The sequence below is a fragment of the Armatimonadota bacterium genome, from assembly GCA_022563855.1.
Lineage (GTDB): Bacteria > Armatimonadota > Fimbriimonadia > Fimbriimonadales > Fimbriimonadaceae > JADFMN01.
In genome coordinates this window covers 247,773-264,714 of record JADFMN010000001.1, presented here as the reverse complement: position 1 = coordinate 264,714, position 16,942 = coordinate 247,773, and the positions used below count along the sequence as shown (strand labels likewise).

Below are 16,942 nucleotides of genomic sequence, written 5' to 3'. Positions count from 1 at the left end.
AGGGAAATGGGGTGTTGTTGCTCGGGAAAGGAGAGTGCTGGCCGAGGAATGGCTGAGCTTCGCTCAAGCGGCGGACGTTACCGCAGAAGAATGAGCGAACAATTCCCGAGCGAGAACATCCGTCGCGGAAGCGAGGATATACCTCCCGTAACCGCTAGCACAGTCAAACCAAAACCAGCAACTTCGCTACAGTCACGTCCCGTGAGCGCAGTTCGATCACGCGCTTCACTGTCAGCGAGAGGCCGTTCCAGACCACCATATCGGTCACCACTGTCGCGTCGTCGAACGCCACGTACGCCGCGTACAGGGGCAAGGAGGCGGCCCCAATCTCAGCGGCGGTCAGATACCCCTCGGCATCAGCCATAGCCAACACGGAAAATACGCCGACACGACTATCAACCCCAACCGTATAAGCGTCACCGCGCAGAGCAACAGCTCCCCGAACACGCCGCTGCGCGACCGTCACTGGCCGACCTCGAACTTCGGACGGTCGCCGCCCGAGACAACCCCGACAGTCCCAGCCAAATGCGTATCGGGCTTCAAGAAGACGCCAAGCCGAAGCAAGCCCTGCGACTTCAGCCCATGCGGATCGGCGAGACGCCAATAAGCAGGCTTAACAACAGTTGAGCCCAGCCGCACTTCATCTGCCGCGCCAGGGGAGCGCAACAGCTGCGCCAGAAACTCACCGGCGATCAGCTCCCGCGCGCCCAGATTAAGAGTCGCCTGCAAACCGACGTTCCCGGTGTCAGCAAGAAACTGATCCTCGATCGCAAATTCAATAACCGGCGTCCATTCGTCGATCAGATTCGTAATCTGGGCGTCGTAGTCGGCGACGGTGATCCCCGCCTTCTCCTTGATCTCTGCCTGTGTGATACTCAATCCCATTCCTGATTGCTCCTTGACGCAAACGTTATCTGCGCGTGCTCTGCCAGCCGGCGCACGACCTGCGTGTTCTCATTAACTCCCGTACTCAAATTATCAATAGAAGATCGAAACCCCGCGATCGTCTCTTCCTGCCGCCGCAAGCTCGCCTCAAGAAAGCTGACGAACCGCTCGGTGATGACCTTCTGCTGATTGAGGATCAGCCGCACCAGCGCGAACGCTGATGCGGCCAGACCGCTCACTAACGCAACGATCTGTTGCCAGTCTTCCAAGCGGCTACCTCCCGATCACCTTGCGGAAGTTGGCGAAGAACTTCTTCGTGTCCCTCTCGAACTCCTTGAACTCTTCGACGAGGGCAGGGAAGTCCGCATTCGCCGGCGTCTTCAGCGCCTGCTCGAACTTCACACGCAACTCCGTGATCCGCCGAGAGATCCGCTGACCCTGAAAGTACAGAGCCAGCGCGCCGCCGAAGAACCCGCCGATCCCGAGCAGACCGAGGAGGCTAAGCACCGATGTTTCCTGCGTGCGCCGCCTGCCAAAGTCCGTAGCCCACGTTGTATCGCGCGCGCACTCCGTAAAGGAACAGGTCGCGGATGAACGCCGACTCGGAGCCGCTGTTCCCCTCGAGCGCGGTGAAGTCCACCGGCACGTCCGATCGCTGTTGCAGAATCACGCCCTTGATCGGTCGCTTGGTGTCGAGCAGGAACCACGAGCCTTCCTTCGCACCGGCGATGTACGGGCTGACGATCACGCGCAGCCGACCGCGAAATGCGTTCGTGTAATCGGTCGATGGCGCGGTGTCGGTCGTGTTGCCCTGGTAGACCACGACCGGGCTCTCTGCCAGCTCGATCGCCGTCCACATGAGGTTCGGGCCGACGACGAGCGTATCGGGGACCATGCCGAGCGGGGTTCCGCTGTCGTCCGGCACGACCATCATCGACTTGATCGCCGACGAGAGGTTCGTACCGTTCAGAACGTTGGAGTCTAGATTCGAGATCGTCGTTCCGCTCGGTCCGGGGTGGGTCGCGCCGAAGAACTCGACGCCGTCGTACCCGAAGTCGACGTCGCCTTTGAGCAGCGCCTCGACGGTGATCTGGTGTCGGTGCGAGCTGACTCGCGAAGCCAGATCGCGCACTCTTAGTCTTATCAAGTCCAGCTGGTCGTCTTCGATAGCCTTCCTGTCCACGGCGATCGTCGACTCGTACACCTTGTCTTCGATCGAGATCGCGAACGCGGCCAAGCCGGTTGGTCGCCGCTCGTCCACGAACTCGCGCATCGGCGGCGTTGCGCCGAGCCACGCGTACTTCTGGATCGGTTGGGTCGTGTTGATGATGGTCGCGATCTTCTCTGCGACGCTGTCCTCCTGCTCGGATCTGTAAGCCAGCTCAAACTCTGTCTTCAGACCGGGTAGCAGAAGGTCGGGGATGTCACTTCTTGTTAATGCCATTCAATTCTCCTTGTCTGCGCTAGACGGTGTGGTTGTCGATGCGAACGCGAACGCCCGCCGAGCCCTCCGAGGTCGTTTCGATCGCGATGATCGTGCCAGCCTGGTAAATGTTCGTGAGTCCAACGGTCGAGACCTGAACCTCCCAGTCGGTATTGGCGTAAACCGCGACGCCGATATCGGCCTGCGCCGGTGTGAAGCCGTTGGCCTTCATCACGAACGAACCGGACTTCGTTACGTTGAGCCGCTTGTCGCCCGGCGAGCCCGCGCTGTTGTCGACCGTTTCTGCCGCAACGCCGACAAGGCTCAAGCTTGCGGTGGCGTGGTCTGCGGCGACGAGGTGGCCGGTAGCGTTCACCGCGACGATCGCTCCCTTGTAAACCTTGACGTTGCTGAGTGCGTACGAGACGATCAATCCCGGTCGCTCATACGCTTCGAATGCTTTTGTTAATGCTGCCATATGTTATCTCTGTTTGCTGTTGAGCGGCTCACGTCTCTTGGCGATTTCGCTGAGACTGAGCCCTGGAAAGTGCTGGGCGTAGAACTGCGCCTCCGCGGGTGGTAGGTCGTGTTGCTCTTGGTCGCTGGTCGGGTTCGGCGCAAGCTCCTTGAACAGGTTGTGTTGCGGGCCGCTTTCGATCAGTCCTTTGACCAGTTCGTTGATCGCGACTGTTTCTCCATCGAATAGAACGGTGTCGTCGCGCTGCAACAACGCTTCGGCAAACTTTGCCTGCGCTGGCAGGAGTTTGCCGTCCGCGATGAACTGCCCAACTTGGTCTGCCGCGCGTTGCTTGCTGTGCTGCGCTGTCGTGCTTTCGTACTTCGCCCGCCAGTCGATCTCTTCCTCGACGATTGAGCCGAAGAACGTGTAGCCGTCCTCGTTGAACAGCCGAGCAGATCCGATGCGCGGCTTCTTGACCAAGCTGACCTCGCGGATCACGTCCAGCTCTGGAGAGAGCCCGAGCGACAGCGACTGTGCGCCGGACTTCTCGATCAGCTCGTTCGCCTCTGCGCTGAGGGTGACTGTGCCGAACAGCTCGTCGCCGTCCGCCTCGACCGACGTCAGGTAGCCGAGCTCGAGCGGGGAAGTCGCGTGTTCGATCAGCAGCGGCACCGGCAGGTCGAACCCCTGCGCCAGTCCGCTCAGATGCTCCGGGTCGACGGTGATCCCCTTGTCGGGGTAGTCGCCCGCCTCGAACAGCTTGGCGCGCCGGTCGATCCACGTCGTGTCGTGTACAAGATAGCTGGGCGGCGCGATCCCCTGATCGGAGAACGCCCCCGCCAGCTCCGTTCGCTGCTCGCGGCTCGCCTCTTCGCGCTGGCCCTTGTAACCGGGCCCGATGAGAGCGGCCTGCCGCAGCAGCGCCATGTCCGGCCCACGGCCGGGATGTTTCTTTCTCAATTGCACCTCCTGATGCACTTGCTTCCGGTCTGCTGTGGTGCGTTTGGCAACCGTGATAGGTCTGAGCCCCCTTCCTCTTGCTGCGATGTTTGTGCGCGGGAGGAGGAAGAAGCCTGTCCTGAGCGAGCCTGTCCTGGGCTTGACGAAGAAAAGGAGGGTTGGGGGATGGAGGTTTGTGACTAGCGCGGCTCGCGAGGACGCTCGCCCTCCCAAGCCGCGACCGGAGCTCGTTACGGAGCGCGGACTCTTAGTCCGCATCCCGGATCGTGGACTCTTAGTCCACGCCCACAAGCCCCGCGCACCCCTCCCGCAGGTTCATTTGAACCTAAACCAGCCTGGCAATACGATCATGGCTGCCCTACACAGACATTAGGACAACCATGCCACCCGTCGGGCTTGGAAAGGACTTCGTTCGATGTGTCTTGCTGAACAACCCTGCCACACGGGCTAGCGGTCACACAGACCGCCCACCCGCCCGCCAAGCGCACTTCCCCACCCCAAAGCAGGAGGCATTCCGTCATAATGCGGGAGAACAAGTTGTGGGGCCACTCTCCCGATGACTCTCGGACGGACAGAGAAGCAGCGTTACGAAAAGCGCCGTTGGTATGTTTACGGCGGCTCTTTGATCCTGTTCGTCTTGCCAACGGTGGCAGAGGTCATGTTCTATTACGAACCGGGTCTTGCCCTGCTCATTTACATCGCATCCTCCATGACAATCTGCGGCGGTGTTTTGGCGTGGTGCATCTACGACAGTTTAGCGAGAGGCTTTTACCTTTCGGCGGTATACAAGTTGTGGATTGTGCTGCTGGGACCTGTCATTGTGCCGGCATACTTTTTCCAGAGCAGAGGAGTTCGGGAGTCTGCAAAGTCTCTCTTTGGTCTGAGCTTGTATGCCCCTTTCTTCGCTGTCTATTACGCCACATGGTTTCTGACCGCAGAGGTTTTGACGCGGATGGGTTATTTCTCGCCTGCATGAAGGAGAATTCGGTCGGGTGGCCGGGCAAGCTCACATGTTCCCTCGGTCAGATCGTTCGCCTCTGCGCTGAGTGCGACCGTGCCGAACAGCTCGCCGTCGTCCGCCTCGACCGAGGTCAGGTAGCCGAGCTCGAGCGGGGAAGTCGCGTGTTCGATGTAGCCGCGTCCTTCAGGTCGCGTCCGGGGATGTTGCGGGCCGCGCAAGCTAAAGCATGCGGCTACATTGCTTGTCGCCCTTCATGCCTCAGGACGGGCTCTTTGCATGAAACTGCCAGCAACAAGCCACGTCCGGAGGCTTTAGATTCGTGCACTTGGCAATTCAGAAAGCCTCAGGACGTATGCAGTGGCTATCGTTGAACGTTCGCTAACCCGTCCTGAGGCATGGAGCTCGTTACGGAGCGCGGACTCTTAGTCCGCATCCCGGATCGTGGACTCTCAGTCCGCGTATGGGGCGCTGTTCCGGCGTTTCACGGTTGTTGTACACTGTAGTGAGGCAGGAGAAAAACTGCGATGAAATCCAATGAGATGAGAGGGCGAGGCGAGGGCAAGGCAAGAGCGAGGAACTGGCGTGCGAGCCTGCCAATCATGCTTGCTGCCTTTCTATTTTCTTCCTGTAGTTCGGACGGATCAGGAACGCAGGCAAAGAACGATGATCAAGTCAAGAGCGAAACCCAAGCAAGCAGCGACGACCAATTGACTGACAGCTTCCGGCTGAAAAGAGCTGTCCGTTCAGACGACATCGACGAAGTGCGGCGCGTCTTCGCGGAGATCGGCAAGGACATAAACGACATCTACGATGAAGGCGAAGAGTCTCCGTTAGCGTTTGCCGTACTTTTTGAAAACATCGAGATGGTAGAGTTCTTTCTGTCGGAAGGTGCTGACGTAAATGGTCCATCCAGATCGCCGCCGATTGTTTACGCCGCCTTTATGGACAACATCGTCCTGGTAACCCTGCTTTTAGAACGCGGAGCAGATCCAAACTCGAAGATGGAAGTGTATGGCGCTACGGCGCTGGGGATGACCACGTCAACGGTCGTTGCAAGGTTGCTGGTCGATGCCGGAGCAGACATAGATGCGCAGGCTGATGACGGCCATACGGCTCTGCACGTAGCTGCAATCGAGTTGCTTCTGCCGATGGTGTCGTTCCTCGTTAGCGAGGGGGCGAACATCGATACGCAAGCAAATGACGGGCGAACGGTTCTGCACATAGCTGCAAGCCAGTTGAATCTACCGATCGTATCGTTCCTTGTTAGCGAAGGGGCGAACATCGAGGCAATCGACGTCTACGGAGAGTCCGCTCTCGATTACGCAGCTAAGGCTGTTGCCAGGGACGAAGCTAGAGCCGAATCGCAAGAGAGCATCATCGAACTGTTGAATCAACTAGATTCGCAATAGTGGAGCTCGTTACGGAGCGCGGACTCTTAGTCCGCATCCCGGATCGTGGACTCTCAGTCCACGTATGGGGTGCTGTTCCGGCGTTTCACGGTTGTTGTACACTGTAGTGCGGCAGGAGAAAAACTGCGATGAAATCCAATGAGATGAGAAGGCGAAGTGAGGGCAAGGCTGGAGCGTGGATTTACGGTGCGTGTCTGCTTGCTGCGATCTTGATGGCTTCCTGCGGATCCGACCGCTCCGATTCACAGACACAGAACGATGGTCAAGTCAGCAATGGTGCTCGAGAAAGTGACAGCACGCGGCTGATGAGTGCTGTGCGTTCAGACGACATCGACGAAGTGCGGCGCGTTTTCGCGGAGATCGGCAAGGACATAAACGACATCTACGACGATGGCGAAAGATCTCCTCTAGCGTTCGCTGTAATTAAGGAAAACGTTGAGATCGTGGAGTTCCTTCTATCAGAAGGCGCAGACCCAAACGGTTCATCCGAGTCGCTGCCGATTATCTCTGCCGCATTTAAGGGCAGCATCGTCCTGGTAAAGCTACTCCTAGAACACGGCGCAGATCCAAACATAGCGCAGAAGCACGGTGTGATGGCCCTGGGGATGACCGATTCTACTGCCGTCGCGAAACTGCTACTCGATGCCGGTGCAGACATTGACGCGCAAGCGAATGACGGGCAAACAGCTTTACACAACGCTGTGTACTTGTTGAGTTTACCGATGGTTTCGTTGCTGGTAAGCGAAGGGGCGAACATCGAGGCAGTGGACAACGCTGGAGAAACTGCTTTGGACTATGCAGTCCGCATAACGGCTGGCGACGAAGATGAAGTCGAGGCGCAAGAGAGCATCATCGATCTGTTGAACGAAGGAGAGTCTCAGTAGTCGAAGTTGCGGACCGCGGAATCTCTGTCCACTCATGCGGTGTCCGTTCCCCTGTGCCACTGTTGTTACGATGCCCGTGCGCAACAGCAGTGATTCGACAAGCGCTAGGTCGATAGAACCGCTCCACACTGCGAGTGTGGAGGGATGCGATGAGTCGGTCACTCAACCGTGACGTGCCTTTAATCGGGTATGTTCCTGTGCCTGAGCAAGAGCGGCCAGCCTATAGTATCTTCAAGAATGCCTAGTAGCGCACCATGCAACAAGATGACGTTCACGCGATAGCGGGCGACTACGCGCTGACGGAGGTCGAAGTCGAGCCCTTCGACGGTGGCGCGAACTCGAGTTTCGCGCTCCATGCGCGCGAGGGCGAGTACGTGCTGACCGTCTTTGACGAGAAGTCACTGGCCGAAGTGGACAAGGTCGGAAAGCTTCTGCAGCTGCTCGCAGATCACGGGTTCCCGACGACGCGCATCTTGCAGACGAGAGAGGGAGCCCTGGCAACGATGTTCGGGGACAAGCCCGTGATGGTGAAGGAGTACATCGACGGGCAGGTCGTCATGGACCTCGATGCGAAGATGGTGTCGCAGGTTGGCGCGGCCATGGCCCGGTTGCACAAGGTTCCTTCCCCCGACTACATGCCCGACGAACACGCCTACGGTCGGCAGGCGTTCTCACAAGTCATAGGCCGCAAGATCAATCCAGAGTATGAGACATGGCTGTCTAACGAACTCGCTCATCTTGAAAGCAACATCCCCTCAGGCCTGCCAAAAGGATTGATACATGGCGATATGTTCTACGATAACGTCCTGTTCGAAGACGAAGACCTTAAGGCTGTTATCGACTTTGAAGAGGCTTGCTGCTACTACAAGGTGTTCGACGTCGGTATGGGGATCGTGGGGCTCTGCGCCGATGGAACGACCATCGACCTGCACAGAGCAAGAGCCCTAGTAGACGGATACCAACAAGTCCAGCGCATGAACGATGAGGAGAGAGAAGCCTTGCAAACCTTCGTCGAGTACGCCGCAACGGCGACCTCTTTCTGGCGCTTCCGAAGGTTCAACATCGACACGCCGACTGCGGAAAGGGCGAACCACCATCAGCGAATGGTGCGTCTGGCAGAAGACGCGCACACCATCCCGAAAGCGAAGTTTACAGAGGTGGTTTTCGGCTAGGGTAAAGTCGGCTCGTCGCGGTGCTGGCTTGCGAGTTTAGGCGGGCACTCTCGGTGCTTTGAGGATCGCAGGATGCAACGGCGTAAAGTCGATCAACAGGACGTCGCGGTACCCCTCGGTCTCACCCGGAGCAACTTCGACCGGCGTCACAGCATGGTAGACGTCTTCGTCCGAAACGACGACCGTGTCCAGGCGATCTGCGAGCGACGTTCTCGCCAGGGATCGCTTGTCGTTGTCGGCCACAAGGCTTTCGCCGCCCGTCACGCCGTGGCGCCCGATCAGGTGGATGAAGGTGTACGGCTCGCCATCTTTGTGGAGCCCTGCCGGAGAGGAGATTCCCGGCAGGCCTTGCCGCGCAACGTATCGGATCGCGTGGATGCCGACGTCCATCGGCATCGACCGGACCGCCTCGGGAAACGTAGTGTGGTGGAAGTCGAAGAGGATCAGCTCGCGAAAGAACTCGTTGGCCTCCATCGCGTCGTCCAGCCTGTCGAACGTGCGGGCCATGCCCCCGTCCATCGAGTTCAGCTCGCGATCCTGGTAATACTGTGATATGGGTCGCGGCTCCAGCAGTCCCAGCCAAGGCAGCAGAACGTAACGCGAATGTCTGCGGTACCTGTTGCCGTTCTCGCAGTACGGGTCCTGTGGCAGGGTTTCGAAAGCTGAGCAAAACAAGTCGAGCTCTCGCAGTAGGTGGGATGGAATAGTTAGATCCGATCCGTTGAAGCAGGCATAGCCCTTATCTATAAGGTCTTTGCGCGGAGAATGTTCGATAGAAATGTTTAACTCATGTACCATATGATCCCATAGGGGATGACGGGTTGCCCCGCATCTTCACCCTGCTGCTTCTTGCGCTGACCGCCGAGCGAGTCGAGAGGTGGCTGCGACAGAAGAGGTCGCCGCCTGTCGGGAGGGAGGGGCCTGACTTCCTCAGTTCTCGGGCCCGGCCTGAAGCCGATCGATACTCGTATGGCCTAGGCGACCTTCACGCGCTCTTCCCTTCGATCCCGTACTCAGGCTACAAGGTTACCAGAATTCGCGGTTGACGGTCAGGCGAGGGAGCGAACCGAGCCCGGAAGGACCGACACGATCACCTTTTCGGCAACCTCGAGGTCTGTAAAAGGCCGATACCCTTGGCCCATTGCTGACTCGTCCAAGTGTGGAACTTCTACAAGATCGATCTCCTGGGCGCCAGAAGAGAGAGGCAGTTGCAATCGGATCCAGCTTCCGCTGGTCTATTCGTCGTGCGCGCTCGGCTTGACGACGACGGAAGTGGTCAGTTTAACGTTTGGAACAGTAATGGTCGCCCCGTCCTTCGACAGCAGCCGAGTGGTCCTCCAGCCGATCGCTTCCACACGGCCTTCATGTCCTCCGTCGAGCTGAATAAAATCACCAACTGTGAACGGTTTGTCTATCGCTAAAGTGATTCCGGCGAAGTAGTTTGCCAGCGTGTCCTTCAGCGCCAGCGCCACGGCCAGGCCGGCGACTCCAAGCGACGCCAGCACCGGCCCGATGCTCACACCCAGTTGGCCAAGCACCGTCAACGCTGCCATAACTACAAAGAGCGCTCCCAGCACCTTTCGTATGAGGGCGACGTCGGAACGGTCGCGGCCCGCGCGCAGCGCTGCGGCCCGGATCGCCTGGAACAACACGCGGTATCCGAGATGGAAGGCAAGCAGTATCGCGGCAGCCATAATCCAGCGGTCGACGGCGTCCCAGTCCGTGCTACGCGCCCAACCGAGTTCGAACTCTCGAACGTAGGTCGTGGCGAGGTAGACGCCCAAGAGCCAGGAGGCTGTCTTGATGGGGCCGCGAATGGTGTGGGCGACGGTGTCCGCGGCCTCGAGGCCCAGGCGGTCGGCCGCGAGCCGCGCCGCGCGTTTCAGCCAGCCGACCGCCAACAGTCCGACTCCGATGGGCAGGACCAGGGCTAAGAGCGCGTAAAGGAGTTCGGGCATCGTCACGGTGTTAACAGCCACGCGCCCAATTTACCGCGTGTGCCCGGCCAAAGCTCTCGATGGCGCTTGCAACACCTGCCAATCTCCCGAAGACCGTGCAAGTCGTCGGCCAGTGGTGAACACCAAAGGCGAACCCGCCCCGATCAGAGAATGCGCCAGCGCGAAGTTCCCTGCGATGCTTGCGTTGTCAGCCCGTGCGATTGCCCATTTGGCTAGTTGAGCATAGCGTGGAGTCTGCCCCTTGCCGCAAGCTCTATTCTGTCAAGATGTCCATTAATCGGCGGTTGATGTACAGCACGTCGCGACCGACCTTTCGCGACTCCATGACCCCGATTCTCTCTAGTTCTTGCAAGTAATGTGAGGCAGTCTGTCTCTTCGCAAGTCCGCGGCGGGTCACGTACCTGATCCTAGTCACCGGCTGCTCGAAGATCAGATCGACAAGTTCATTAGGAGTTCGGATCGACATCAGGCTTTGAACCTTGGCCTTGCAATCGTCGGTCGCCTGTTGGATTTCCCTCATAACGCGGGTCGCGTCAGCCACCGTCTTTTCAACGACGTCGAGCATGAACACGATCCAATCCTCCCAGTTTCCTTCTTCGGTGACTGCGCGCAACAAGCGATAGTATTCGCTCTTGTTGCGAATGATGAATCTGCTGATGTATAGAACAGGGAGCTTTGTCAATCCCTTCTCGACCAATAACAGGATGCTCAATATGCGCCCTGTCCTTCCGTTGCCATCGCGGAACGGGTGGATCGCTTCGAACTGGTAGTGCACGACCGCCATCTTGATCAGCGGGTCTATGTCGTCGTCCGCTGCTATGAAATCGCAGAGGTTTTTTAGCAAGCTTCGTATGAGAGCCTCACCATCAGGTGGCGTGTACGTCGTTTCACCAGTACTCGGATTCGTCAATTTCGTTCCTGGCATCTTTCGAACATCTACCTGCGTGCGCCGAATGACACTCGCAATCTCTGTGAAGAGCGTCGTGCTTAGCGGCCGTCCGTTGCACAGCTCTTCGTAGCCGTACCATAGTGCGTTTGAGTATCCGATAACTTCCTTCGCAAACGGGTCTGTGGCCCGTTCGTCGTCGATGACGCGATACAGCTCATCGTTCGTTGTCACGATGTTCTCGATCTCAGAGCTGTGCTTCGCCTCCTGAACAACAATCGCGCGCAACAGGGTGATCGCCGAGTTTTGCAGGATGCTCTCGACACCCTTGAACTCCCCAAGCGCAGCATTGACAGCGATGGCTTTTTTCAGTGTCCTGGGGGTTTCTACGCTGACTCTTGGTGGCAGCTCAGGCAGGCTGTTATTGGGAGTCTCTCGGTCGAAGGAGACTTCCGTTGACAGCCCGTGTCGCTCTGGCTTCGCCGACCGTGATGGCTCATCCGCCATGTGTACATGTTATCAGAATATGTCGATTAAAGGTGGCTCATTCGTACATATTCGACCCTCGTGTCGATTTAGGTCTGCTGGAACGTACATATCGGGCGCATATGTGGATTTGATCCTGTTCCGTCGATCGGAGGCGGTCTCATACGCTATGCTCGAATCTACCGGGCCACGAGCGCGATTGCTCTCTGGCCCCCGACCGAGGGTTGCCCTGAGAAGCGAGGCGAGCAGCATGTCCCGGTTCCAGGTGGACAGGGATAGGAAAGCAACCCGACAGACGCCGTGCCAGAGGCGAGAGATATGCCATAATTTAAGTTCGCGCTAACCGCTCCTAAGAGGTCTCTCCTTGCCAGATACAGCCACCCTCAAGCCCGCACAGCAATCAGCCCGTGAATACGCCGACCGCCTGATCCTAGAGCAGTTGACCGAACTGTACGAGGTCATGAAGCCGAGCGAAATCGCGGACCGGCTCAAGGACTCAGGTCTGGGGCTGCCGACCGTTAGATCGCTCCTGGCGTCCAACACAGAGATGTTCGCCTACTCTGAGCGCAGGTGGGTGCCTGCGGCGCGGATCGCCGGCCACGGAGCGCCGTTTCACGAAGCGCTGAAACTCGTCGTCGAGAAGTTCGGCGCACCGATGTCTCTCGAGCTTGCCGTCCAAGAATTGAGCAGGACCCGAGGCAGGTCGTCTGAGTGGGTCGAGCGTGCCATCAGAAAGATCGCCGCCACCGACCGATACATTTTCCTGACGCGCCACGACGACCTGGTGCCTTCGTCGATCGTCTTCATTGCGAGCGAAGAAACCCTTGAGCGCGCCTATATCGACAACAGGATCACAGCAGAGCAAGTCAAAGCGGTAAAGCAGGAGCTCGGGCGTTTCAACTGGATGCAGGACGACGCCATCATGCTCGCGCTTGAGAAGGTTTCTCCTGTCAAATTGAAGGCGCTCGGCGCAGCCGCTTGGCTTGCGCTGAGCCCGCAGGATCCATTGGCTCTGGGACTGTACGAATGGAGGGCGTTCAACGCCGAACTTCTCAGCGTCCCCGGTTTCGTTTACTCGCCTGACGGACTGATTTATCCTGAGTCCGCGACCGGCAGGTGGGTCAAGACCGCCGTCAGAATCGCTGAGTCGATCGCCCCCACGATCGAAATCGAAGACGTCGCTCCGCTTGAGCTGAAGGCAGCGGACGCGCGCGCTCTGATCAAGAGGGTCACGAGCAGCAAGGAGTCCGTCGCCGCAATCGCTCTGCTAGAAGAGGTTTTCGAGATAACCCCTGCCGTCAAGACGTACCCCGACGACCTGGCGAACGTCATGGCGACCCTCGCGGACAGTGACAAGGTGTGGTGGGTCGGCGGCGACCGGTTCAGGAAGCCGGATTCAGCCCCGGACTTCATCAACCAAGTGCCGACGCCGTTCCGTTTCGTCAAGACGAAGAACGTAGACGAAGTCGAAGGAGAGCTGATCGACGTAGAGCTTTCCGACGAGGGACTCAGCAGCTCACTGCGCAAGCTCCTCATGCACCCGCTGGCAACCGACGTCAGGGACGAAGACATCCTCCCCGAGCCGAAGACCATCCCCGAATCACTGCGGCTCGTTCTGCGATCCATTCATCGCGAATTGGGAACGTTTCCGATGTCCCAGTTCCACACCGGATTCTTCGATGCGCAGCCGAAAATTCAGGAGCTGATCTTCGTCGATCCTAACGGCCGAGAGCTGTCGGTTTGGCTCAACCACAAAGCCAGGCTGCTGTTCAACCTTATAGACTGGTGGCTCGACCAGTCGGTCGAGTCCGGTTCCGTCTTCATATTGACCAAGACCAGCAAGCCGAACGTGTTCGACTTCGAGTGGATGGAGCAAGCCGACCCGGTCGTGTACATCAGTGTGCAGAGGATGGAGACTCTAAGGGAGATCGCTGGGCGGGCGAAAGGTCTCAGCAGTTTCGACGTGCTGCGCGAAGTAATGACCAACTGGCCGAAGGGTGCGGACTTCCTGACCATACTGTGGGAGGTCAACGTCGTTCGCCGAACTAGCCGAAGGATGCTTGCCTCGCTGTTGAGCGGTTATCTGTGCTTCTACCAGAGATCCGGCTCGCCGGTGTGGCACTACGACCACAAGAAAGTCGAGCAGGGCTTCGATAAGACCAAGAAGAAGTTCATCATTAAAAAGTAACGGTCGAATGACCGCGACGCACAGGCTAGAACTGCTATAATGTGAAGCCGAACTGAGGAAAGTATCAACGAATGGCCAACCTGAAATCGTCCAAGAAAGACGTGCGGAGAATCCGAAGGCGCAGGGCTCAAAACCTTGCGGTCAGAACTGCGCTGAAAACGCGCATCAAGAAAGTGCGTCAAGCTGTAGAAGAGGGTGACGCCGATAAGATCAAGGCGGAAATGATCGTTGCCCAGAAGCACTTGGACAAGGCTTTGCAACACGGTGTGATACACAAGAAGCAAGCCGCGCGAAGAAAGTCTCGCATCGCGTCTCTTGCGGCAAAGGCATTGCAAAAGTAGGCGGCGTCAGGATCCGGTTGAGGTGACCCCGATGTCAAGGCATCGGGGTTCTTCATATTAGGACTGCGGTTCTGAACAGTCATGATCGTCAATTCGAGCGCGAGGGCCCCCGAATAATTGCGGGAATTGGTCCGCGAGAGGTCTATGTTGTACGCGGTGCAGACGAATGCTAGGCTAGAATTGCTCCGGGCCGGGGTTTTGAGGCGATCTTCGGGAGCGAAACCGCCGGGCCTGCTGTTGAAGCCTGTACCGCACGCAGCCACCAAGAACAAATCCTAGAAAGCAAATGACGAACGGTAGAAATGAGCGCTGTTGCACACTCGGAGCGGCGTTGCTGCGGCGAGCCGCGCGGGGCGAGCAGGTGTACGCCTGATGCCGCTCAAGATCGAACGCGTCACGCTTGATGAACGTTCGATCTTGGAGAGCTTGCTCAATATCTACCTGCACGAAATATCGGCGTACGACGCGCGCGAGATCGACGAAAGCGGCAATTATGAGTACAAGCACCTGCAATGCTATTGGGTTGAGCCGGCCCGGCACCCCTTCTTCATACGCGTTAAGGGCAGAATAGCAGGGTTCGTACTCATTCGCGATGTTGAATCGGTCACCGAAGAGCCGATCCACACTCTAGTCGAGTTCTTCGTTCTAAACAGCTACAGACGGCTCGGCATCGGAGAGGAGATCGCGAGGATCGCCTTCAACGCGTTTCACGGAAAGTGGCAGGTACCGGTCCCCGACAACAACAGGATCGCGAGAAGGTTTTTCCATACGGTCATCTGGCGATACACCGGCGGAAAGATGCATGACCTGCGCCTAGCCAGCTGGAATGGGCCGGTTTTTGAGTTCAGTTCGCCAGGCGAGTCCTCGGCACTGCTTGATAAGCCCGAGTAGACTGTGCCCATGAGCACGATCCTCGATACGTCCACCAAGCCCGAACTCACACCTGAAGCGCTTGATCAGTTTCAGGCGGCGTTCACCGGCGACAGCGCCAATCTGCAGGCGATGAACGCGGTAGCACAGTCCCCGCTGACCAAGGTTGCCGTCAATCACGAAGTGGCGGCGAGGATCGATCACAGCTTTAGCGATCACCTGGAAGAGAACGCCATAACTCACCAAAAGCAGTCGGGCCGATGCTGGCTTTTCGCCGCGCTCAACACCTTCCGCGTGACGGCAATCAAGGAGATGAACCTCTCCGATTCGTTCGAGCTCAGCCAGTCGTACCTGTGCTTTTACGACAAGCTAGAGAAGTCGAACTACTTCTTGGAGAACATCCTCGCGACCCTGGATGAGCCGGTCGGTAGCAGGCTTTTGGACCACCTCCTCTCGGATCCGATCCAAGACGGCGGCCAGTGGCACATGTTCGTCAACCTCATCAAGAAGTACGGCGTCGTGCCGCAGTCTGCGATGCCAGAGACGGACAGCAGTTCAGCCACTCGGCCCATGAACGGCCAAGTCACCGGGCGGTTGCGGGAATTTGCCTTCAAACTCCGCACCGCCAGCGAGAATGGAGCGACACAGCAAGAGCTTCGAGACACGAAGATGAGGCAGATGGCACAGGTCTACAAAATGCTCTGCGTGCACCTTGGCGTGCCGCCGACGTCGTTCGAGTGGCAGTGGCGCGATAAAGACAAAGCGTTCAAACGGGCGGGGGAAATCACGCCGCAGAAGTTCTACGACGATTACATCAAGGCCGATCTGGACGACCTCGTCTGCCTGATCAACGACCCGCGACCGGGGCACGACTTCAAGCGCCTGTACACCGTTAAGTTCCTTGGCAACGTCGTCGGTGGAGACCCCATCGCGTACGTCAACATCGACCTCGAAACGATGAAACGAGCGACGATCGAGCAGATCAAGGACGGGGAGCCGGTCTGGTTCGGCTGCGACGTTGGAAAGTACCTCCACCGGGACCTCGGCGTCATGGACACAGACCTCTACTCGTTCGATCTTGTCTACGGAGAGGATATCGATCTCGGCAAGGCTGAGCGGCTGCAGTACGGCCACTCGATGATGAACCACGCGATGGTCTTCACGGGCGTCGACCTGGACGACGCGGGGAGCCCGCGCAAGTGGCGCGTCGAGAACTCGTGGAGCGACAAACCTGGCGACAAAGGGTACTTCCAGATGTCCGACCCGTGGTTCGACGAGTACAGCTTCGAGGTCGTGGTGAGCAAGAAGTACCTGAGCCCCGACGTCGTCGCCGTGCTCGACCAAGACCCGGTAGAACTCGAGCCGTGGGATCCGATGGGCAGCCTGGCATGATTTTCGCCGAAGAATTTGGATCCGTAGTTTCGGGAAACCGCAACGAGTCAGGCTCCCGCGCGATAGAGGATTCAGATGCCAGATGAAATTCTAATGGTGCTCATCACGGGGCTGTTCGTGCTGATTCCCGTAGTAGCCATACTGACGAAACACCAGCGCAAGATGGCAGAGATCATTCACAGGAACGCCGGGCCGGACGAGGAGGCCCGTTCGCGGATTGCGAGGCTGGAACGTGAGGTCCAGGAGTTGCGTGACCGCCAGACGGACATGATCGTTCGGCTCGACGACACAACCGAGGTCCAACGGAGGATCGAAAGCTAGCGTGGACGTCGTAGCCATTATTGGCGTACTCATCGGCTTCGGCCTCGTCGTCGTGCTTCCGATCGTCGCTGTCCTCACCGCCCACCAGCGAAAGATGGCGGAGCTGATCCATAAGAACAGCGAGCCACCGGAGAGCAACGAAGTCCTATCCCGTCTCGACGCGCTGCAGCGCCAGATGAACGATATGCAGGACCGGCAGAACGAGCTGATCCTGGAGAAGCACGATCAGTTGCCTCCGCCTGCTCCGAAGGTCGAGGACCGAATACGGGAGTAGCGATCGGCAGATGAGTGTGCAAGGTCGCTCCAGGCCAGGGTGCCACCGTTCTTCAAAGGGTTGATCTGTCCC

At 58.2% G+C, this 16,942-nt stretch carries 21 protein-coding genes; 10 read left to right on the top strand and 11 right to left on the bottom strand.

The genetic code is table 11. The annotated features are described in order from the left end of the window. Positions 1-163 precede the first annotated feature (163 nt). The 7 genes from IH944_01220 to IH944_01190 are packed head-to-tail and all read right to left on the bottom strand — an operon-like array spanning position 164 to position 3,728. Positions 164-466 (bottom strand): hypothetical protein, encoded by a 303-nt coding sequence (locus tag IH944_01220; protein MCH7903168.1) that lies wholly within the window; start codon positions 464-466, stop codon positions 164-166. Next, positions 463-879: a hypothetical protein gene (locus IH944_01215; GenBank protein ID MCH7903167.1), complete on the bottom strand. Its 417-nt coding sequence runs from the start codon at positions 877-879 to the stop codon at positions 463-465. The genes IH944_01220 and IH944_01215 overlap by 4 nt, the downstream gene beginning before the upstream one ends. Then, on the bottom strand, positions 876-1,154 hold the full coding sequence (locus IH944_01210) for a hypothetical protein (GenBank protein ID MCH7903166.1): 279 nt from the start codon (positions 1,152-1,154) through the stop codon (positions 876-878). Before IH944_01210 ends, IH944_01215 begins: the two co-directional genes overlap by 4 nt. 4 nt (positions 1,155-1,158) lie before the next feature. Next, positions 1,159-1,392: a hypothetical protein gene (locus tag IH944_01205; GenBank protein MCH7903165.1), complete on the bottom strand. Its 234-nt coding sequence runs from the start codon at positions 1,390-1,392 to the stop codon at positions 1,159-1,161. Next, positions 1,385-2,329 carry a Mu-like prophage major head subunit gpT family protein gene (locus IH944_01200; protein MCH7903164.1) on the bottom strand — a complete coding sequence of 315 codons (945 nt, stop codon included), beginning with the start codon at positions 2,327-2,329 and terminating at the stop codon, positions 1,385-1,387. Before IH944_01200 ends, IH944_01205 begins: the two co-directional genes overlap by 8 nt. Positions 2,330-2,348: 19 nt before the next feature. Further along, positions 2,349-2,786, bottom strand: coding sequence for a hypothetical protein (locus tag IH944_01195; protein MCH7903163.1), 438 nt, complete (start codon positions 2,784-2,786; stop codon positions 2,349-2,351). A 3-nt stretch (positions 2,787-2,789) separates the two neighbouring features. Further along, positions 2,790-3,728, bottom strand: a complete 939-nt coding sequence (locus tag IH944_01190) for a hypothetical protein (GenBank protein MCH7903162.1) — start codon at positions 3,726-3,728, stop codon at positions 2,790-2,792. Between the two features lie 556 nt (positions 3,729-4,284). On the opposite strand from IH944_01190, the gene IH944_01185 reads away from it, so the two are divergent. After that, the gene (locus IH944_01185; protein MCH7903161.1) at positions 4,285-4,704 is read left to right on the top strand and encodes a hypothetical protein; all 420 of its coding nucleotides are present in this window, start codon (positions 4,285-4,287) and stop codon (positions 4,702-4,704) included. Here the strand turns inward: IH944_01185 and IH944_01180 are convergent. Then, on the bottom strand, positions 4,686-4,907 hold the full coding sequence (locus tag IH944_01180; GenBank protein MCH7903160.1) for a hypothetical protein: 222 nt from the start codon (positions 4,905-4,907) through the stop codon (positions 4,686-4,688). The genes IH944_01185 and IH944_01180 overlap by 19 nt on opposite strands. A gap of 306 nt (positions 4,908-5,213) precedes the next feature. Here IH944_01180 and IH944_01175 point away from each other — a divergent pair, with 306 nt between their 5' ends. From IH944_01175 to IH944_01165, 3 genes are all read left to right on the top strand, one after another. Further along, entirely contained in the window at positions 5,214-6,098 is an 885-nt protein-coding gene (locus IH944_01175) for an ankyrin repeat domain-containing protein (GenBank protein MCH7903159.1), read from the top strand. A gap of 143 nt (positions 6,099-6,241) precedes the next feature. After that, entirely contained in the window at positions 6,242-6,982 is a 741-nt protein-coding gene (locus tag IH944_01170; GenBank protein ID MCH7903158.1) for an ankyrin repeat domain-containing protein, read from the top strand. Between the two features lie 254 nt (positions 6,983-7,236). Then, positions 7,237-8,154 carry a homoserine kinase gene (locus tag IH944_01165; GenBank protein ID MCH7903157.1) on the top strand — a complete coding sequence of 306 codons (918 nt, stop codon included), beginning with the start codon at positions 7,237-7,239 and terminating at the stop codon, positions 8,152-8,154. Positions 8,155-8,190: 36 nt separating this feature from the next. On the opposite strand, the gene IH944_01160 is transcribed toward IH944_01165, so the two are convergent. The 3 genes from IH944_01160 to IH944_01150 form a co-directional block, all read right to left on the bottom strand. Beyond that, positions 8,191-8,829 (bottom strand): 2OG-Fe dioxygenase family protein, encoded by a 639-nt coding sequence (locus IH944_01160; protein MCH7903156.1) that lies wholly within the window; start codon positions 8,827-8,829, stop codon positions 8,191-8,193. A 560-nt stretch (positions 8,830-9,389) separates the two neighbouring features. Next, on the bottom strand, positions 9,390-10,133 hold the full coding sequence (locus IH944_01155; GenBank protein ID MCH7903155.1) for a mechanosensitive ion channel: 744 nt from the start codon (positions 10,131-10,133) through the stop codon (positions 9,390-9,392). A 232-nt stretch (positions 10,134-10,365) separates the two neighbouring features. Further along, a complete protein-coding gene (locus IH944_01150) occupies positions 10,366-11,505 on the bottom strand; it encodes a Fic family protein (GenBank protein ID MCH7903154.1) in 1,140 nt (379 codons plus the stop codon). Between the two features lie 343 nt (positions 11,506-11,848). Between IH944_01150 and IH944_01145 the strand changes: the two genes are divergently transcribed. From IH944_01145 to IH944_01120, 6 genes are all read left to right on the top strand, one after another. Then, positions 11,849-13,672 carry a hypothetical protein gene (locus tag IH944_01145; protein MCH7903153.1) on the top strand — a complete coding sequence of 608 codons (1,824 nt, stop codon included), beginning with the start codon at positions 11,849-11,851 and terminating at the stop codon, positions 13,670-13,672. A gap of 71 nt (positions 13,673-13,743) precedes the next feature. Next, positions 13,744-14,013: a 30S ribosomal protein S20 gene (gene rpsT, locus IH944_01140; GenBank protein ID MCH7903152.1), complete on the top strand. Its 270-nt coding sequence runs from the start codon at positions 13,744-13,746 to the stop codon at positions 14,011-14,013. Between the two features lie 372 nt (positions 14,014-14,385). Then, a complete protein-coding gene (locus tag IH944_01135) occupies positions 14,386-14,904 on the top strand; it encodes a GNAT family N-acetyltransferase (protein ID MCH7903151.1) in 519 nt (172 codons plus the stop codon). A 9-nt stretch (positions 14,905-14,913) separates the two neighbouring features. Then, on the top strand, positions 14,914-16,275 hold the full coding sequence (locus IH944_01130; protein ID MCH7903150.1) for a C1 family peptidase: 1,362 nt from the start codon (positions 14,914-14,916) through the stop codon (positions 16,273-16,275). A gap of 75 nt (positions 16,276-16,350) precedes the next feature. Next, entirely contained in the window at positions 16,351-16,596 is a 246-nt protein-coding gene (locus IH944_01125) for a hypothetical protein (protein ID MCH7903149.1), read from the top strand. 1 nt (position 16,597) lies between these two features. Then, entirely contained in the window at positions 16,598-16,870 is a 273-nt protein-coding gene (locus IH944_01120; GenBank protein ID MCH7903148.1) for a hypothetical protein, read from the top strand. Positions 16,871-16,942 lie beyond the last annotated feature (72 nt).